This is a genomic window from Acidovorax sp. KPB24-03, assembly GCF_057546605.1.
In genome coordinates, this window is the sequence record NZ_BAAJYR010000254.1 from 1 (window position 1) to 4,972 (window position 4,972).

The 4,972-nt window shown below is 69.4% G+C and carries 3 protein-coding genes and 1 pseudogene; all 4 read left to right on the top strand.

Annotated features, from left to right (window positions below; translation table 11 throughout):
- Window positions 1-200: pseudogene (locus AC27KI_RS18500) on the top strand (hypothetical protein); the annotation flags it as partial.
- 48 nt (window positions 201-248) lie between these two features.
- Window positions 249-1,220 carry a magnesium/cobalt transporter CorA gene (gene corA, locus AC27KI_RS18505; RefSeq protein WP_487115171.1) on the top strand — a complete coding sequence of 324 codons (972 nt, stop codon included), beginning with the start codon at window positions 249-251 and terminating at the stop codon, window positions 1,218-1,220.
- Window positions 1,221-1,419: 199 nt separating this feature from the next.
- Complete coding sequence (locus AC27KI_RS18510; RefSeq protein WP_372588181.1) at window positions 1,420-2,541, top strand: TRAP transporter substrate-binding protein; 1,122 nt, start codon at window positions 1,420-1,422, stop codon at window positions 2,539-2,541.
- Window positions 2,541-4,972, top strand: a 2,432-nt coding sequence (locus tag AC27KI_RS18515) for a bifunctional diguanylate cyclase/phosphodiesterase (RefSeq protein WP_487115173.1), incomplete at its 3' end; no start/stop codon positions are given. The genes AC27KI_RS18510 and AC27KI_RS18515, both read left to right, overlap by 1 nt.

Sequence of the window (4,972 nt, forward strand, 5' to 3'; positions counted from 1 at the left end):
CCCGGGCGGGCACGGCCGTGTCGGTGCGCCTGCGCGCCCATGCGCCCAACAGCCTGGTGACGCTGGAGCGCCCCGCGCCCGTGCGGTCCGGCGCCGAGGTGCTGCCCGCTCGCCACCGGCTGACGCGCTGGGACTACGACGCGCGTCTGCAGGCTTTTTTGCCGCTGCCGCCCAGGGACCTCGGGAGCGCCGGAACGTAGCGCCGGCATGGCAAGATCCAGGCCGTTGCCGTCGACCTGAATTGCCCCGTGCTGATCAATTGCGTTGCCTACCAAAACGGTGCCAAGCTGGCCGATATCTCGGTCGACCACATCAGCGATTACGTCTCCCTGTCAGGCTGCTTCGTCTGGGTGGCCCTGGCCGATGCCACGCCGCAGGAGCTTGCAGAGATGCAGCAGGAGTTCGGCCTGCACGAACTCGCCGTGGAGGATGCCCAGCACGGCCACCAGCGCCCCAAGATCGAGGAATACGGCAACTCGCTGTTCGCCGTCCTGCACCTGGTCGAGCCCGACGCGGAGCAGGGCGGAATCAACGTGGGCGAGGTCGATGTCTTCGTCGGCAGCAACTACGTGCTGTCGGTGCGCAACCGCAGCAAGCTCGGGTTCCTGGGCGTGCGCGAGCGCTGCGAGCGCCAGCCGGAGCTGCTGCGCACCGGGTCGGGCTTCGTGCTGTACGCCCTGCTGGACGCGGTGGTGGACCGCTACTTTCCGGTGATCGACGCGCTGGAGGTGGAGCTCGAGCAGATCGAGCAGCAGATCTTCACCAAGGGCGCGCCGCACAACAACATCCAGCGCCTTTACGAACTCAAGCGCCGTGCCATGGTGCTCAAGCGGGCGGTGGCGCCGCTGATGGAAGGGGTGGGCAAGCTGCACGGCGGGCGTGTGCCCCAGGTGTGCATGGGCTCGCAGGATTACTTCCGGGACGTGCTCGACCACCTGAGCCGCATCAACGGCTCGATCGACGCCATGCGCGACACCATCGGCACTGCCATCCAGGTGAATCTCTCGATGGTGACGATCGAGGAGAACGAGATCACCAAGCGCCTGGCGGCCTGGGCCAGCATCTTCGCGGTCTGCACCGCGTTCGCCGGCATCTGGGGCATGAACTTCGAGGGCATGCCCGAGCTGAAGTGGACCTACGGCTACCCGGCGGCGCTGGTGCTCATCCTCAGCGTGTGCGGCTACCTGTACTACCGCTTCCGGCGGGCGGGCTGGCTCTGAACCGCGGGTCGGTGAACGCGTGCCGGCGGCGGCCGGCCGCCGGGCATCCGGTGGCGCACCGTGCCGTGCGCGCGGGTGTTGTCAAACGGATCGCTCCTGGGTCGCTGCCCATTGGTCAAATCGCGGCAAGATGGTACAAAAGCCGGGGAGGGAGAAATCTCTGGCGGCGACACGGCAACAAGAACCACGGCGTTCCTTCATGCAACACCTTTTCCTGACCCGCGCACTGTGCCGACTGGCACTGGCCTGGCTCTGCTGCGCTACTTTGACAGGGCACGCCCAGAGTCCCCCGGCCGCCAGCGCCGGCGGGCCGGGCGCATCGGCACCGGCCCCCACCCCTGCGCCGTTCATGCTGCGCGTGGTCGGCAGCCTGGGTGCCCTGTCGCAGTACACGCAGCGCGAGGCGCCGTTCTGGACGCAGGAGCTGGCCCGGCTCAGCAATGGCCGTTTTTCTTCCACCATCGTGCCCTTCGACCGCGCGGGCGTGCCGGGCATGGAGATGCTGCGCCTGGTCGAGCTGGGCGTGGTGCCCTTCGGCACCGTGCTGATGAGTTCCCTCACCGCGCAGTACCCGCAGTACACGGCGCCCGATCTGCCGGGCCTGAGTCCCGACATCGCCAGCCTGCGCACCACGGTCGCCGCGTTTCGACCCTATCTCCAGGCGTCGCTGCGCCAGGAGCGCAACATGGAGATGCTGGCCATCTACGTCTATCCGGCCCAGGTGATCTTCTGCAAGAACGCCATGACGGGCCTGGCCGACCTGTCCGGCCGGCGCATCCGCGTGGCCTCGGCCTCGCAGGCGGACTTCATCAGCGCGGTGGGCGGCATTCCGGTGCACACGGGCTTCGGCCAGATGGTGGCCAGCCTCAAGGCCGGCGACAGCGAATGCGCCGTGACCGGCACCATGTCGGGCAACACCCTGGGGCTGTACGAGGTGACCCAGTACGTCTATCCCATGCCGCTCACCTGGGGCCTGTCGATCTTCGGGGCCAACCGCGACGTTTGGAACTCGCTGCCCCCCGACCTGCGCACCCTGCTGCAGCGCGAGGTGCCCCGGCTGGAGGCCGCCATCTGGGCCGATGCCGAGCGCGAGACGACCGAGGGGCTCGCGTGCAACACGGGCCGGCCCACCTGCGTGAAGGGCGCCAAGGGTTCCATGGTGGTGGTGCCGGTGTCGGCGGCCGACGATGCGCGGCGCGTGGAGATCCTGCGCACCACCGTGCTGGCGAACTGGCAGCGGCGCTGCGGCCCCGCCTGCGTGGATCTCTGGAACCGTACGGTCGGCCCCGCGCGCGGCATCGCCGCCCCACGGGCCCCGTGATGTCCTCCATTTCCAGGCGCATCCGCATCGCCGTGGGCGGCGTCGTGGCCTTGTTCCTGCTGGCCCTGACGGGGGCGGCGGCATGGCTGGTATGGAGCACGCGGCACTCGGCGCTGGCCGAGAGCGAGGCGCAGGTCACGCGCTTTGCCACCGGCGCCGAGGCCGCGGTCAACCGGTCGCTGCTCGGCCTGGATGTGCTGCTGGCCAGCACCGCCGACCTCATGGCGATGCGCGAGCAGGTGCACGAATCCCGCGATCCCGGCGCGGTGAGCCAACTGCTGCGCGCGGCCGCCCGCCAGAACCTCATGGTGCGCTACGTGGCCCTGCTGGATGGGCAGCGCAAGGTGGTCGCCTCGTCGGATGCGGCCGGCGCCCGCGTGGGAATGGAGCTGCCCTCGGGCTTCTTCGAGGAGGTCATGGGCCAGCCCGTGCCCACGCTGGCGATCAGCGTGCCGACCATCAGCTTCGCCAGTTCCGAGCGCGTGGTGTACGTGGCCCGCCACGTGCGCTCACTGGGCGGAGAGCGCCTGATCGCCGTGGCCCAGGTGCCCACCAGCATGCTGGTGTCGGTGCTCACGCAGGCGGTGGACATTGCCGGGCTGGAGGTCACGCTGGAGCGCGGGCAGGGGCAGATGCTGCTGGGGTTCTCGGGCCGGGGCGATGCGCGCCACCGCGCGCGGGTGCATCCGCTGAGCGAGGTCGGCGTGCCCATCAGCGCCTGGGGCCAGGGCGCCCGCATCACCGGCGTGTCGTCGCTGGTGGTCGCGCGGCCCATCCTGTATCCGGATTTCTGGATCTCGGCCAGCCTGCCCGAGGCGGCGGCGTTGTCGTCCTGGCGCAGCGAGCGCACGGCCATTTTGCTCGTGGCGCTGTTCTTCGGCGTGACCGTGGCTGCTGCGGGGCTGTTCACCATCGCCTACCTCACGCGCATGAACCGCGCGCGCCTGGCGCTGGCCAGTTCCAAGGCCACGCTCGACCAGGCGCTGGGCTCCATGGTCACCGGCTTCGTGCTGCTGGGCCGCAACCTGGAGGTGCTGCAATGGAACCGCCGCTTCGAGGACATGTTTCCCTGGCTGCGCGGCGTGATGACCGAGGGCCTGCCGTTTCGCGCGCTGCTGGAGGCGACGGTGCTGCACCACCTGCCCGAGGCCACCGAGCGGCAAAGGCGCGAATGGGTGGACCAGCGCCTGGCGCTGCAGCGCCACCCGGAGGGCACGCATGAGCAGATGCTGCCCAACGGGCACTTCATCCAGATCACCGAGCGCGCCACGCCCGAGGGCGGCCTGATGATTTCCTACCACGACGTGACCGACCTGCGCCTGGCCAGCGCCGAGATCGAGAACCTCGCCTTCTACGACTTGCTGACCGGCCTGCCCAACCGGCGCCTGCTGCTGGACCGGCTCAACCAGGCCGCCGCCACGGCGGCGCGCTCGCGCGAACTGGGGGCGCTGCTGTTCCTCGACCTGGACCATTTCAAGACCCTCAACGACACGCAGGGCCACGAAGTGGGCGACCTGCTGCTGCAGCAGGTGGCGGTGCGCCTGAAGGACTGCGTGCGCACCACCGACACCGTGGCGCGGCTGGGCGGCGACGAGTTCGTGGTCATGCTGTGCGACCTGGCGCGCGACCCGCAGGAGGCCGCCACGCTGGCGCGGCGCATCGGCGAGAAGATCCTGCTGGCGCTCAGCAAGCCCTACCAGCTGCGGGCGCAGACGCACCACAGCAATTGCAGCATCGGCGCTACCGTGTTCGGCGACTCGCGGCAGTCGGCGGCCGAGCTGCTCAAGCAGGCCGACATCGCCATGCACCAGGTCAAGGCCCGGCGCGGCCACGGCCTGTGCTTTTTCGATCCGCAGATGCAGGTGGTCATCACCCAGCGCGCGCAGCTCGAAGTGGACCTGCAGGTCGCCATCCAGCAGGGCCAGTTCGTGCTGCACTACCAGCCGCAGTTCACCTTGCCCGGCACCATGGTGGGCGTGGAGGCGCTGCTGCGCTGGCAGCACCCCGAGCGCGGCCTGATGGCCCCCGGCCACTTCATCGCGGTGGCCGAGGAGAGCGAGTTGATCGTGCCCATCGGCATGTGGGTGCTGCGCACGGCCTGCGAGCAGCTGGCCGAATGGCAGCGCGATCCGCGCCTGCGCAACGTGCACGTGTCGGTGAACGTGAGCGCACGGCAGTTCCGCCACCCCGACTTCGTGGCGGGCGTGGTCGAGGTGATCCAGGAGACCGGCATCCGCCCGCACCTGCTGGAGCTGGAACTGACCGAGTCGCTGGTGCTGGACAACGTGGAAGACTCGGTCGCCAAGATGCACCTGCTGCGCACCAAGGGCGTGCGCTTTTCGGTGGACGATTTCGGCACCGGCTATTCGTCGCTGGCCTACCTCACGCGGCTGCCGCTGCACCAGCTCAAGATCGACCAGTCGTTCGTGCG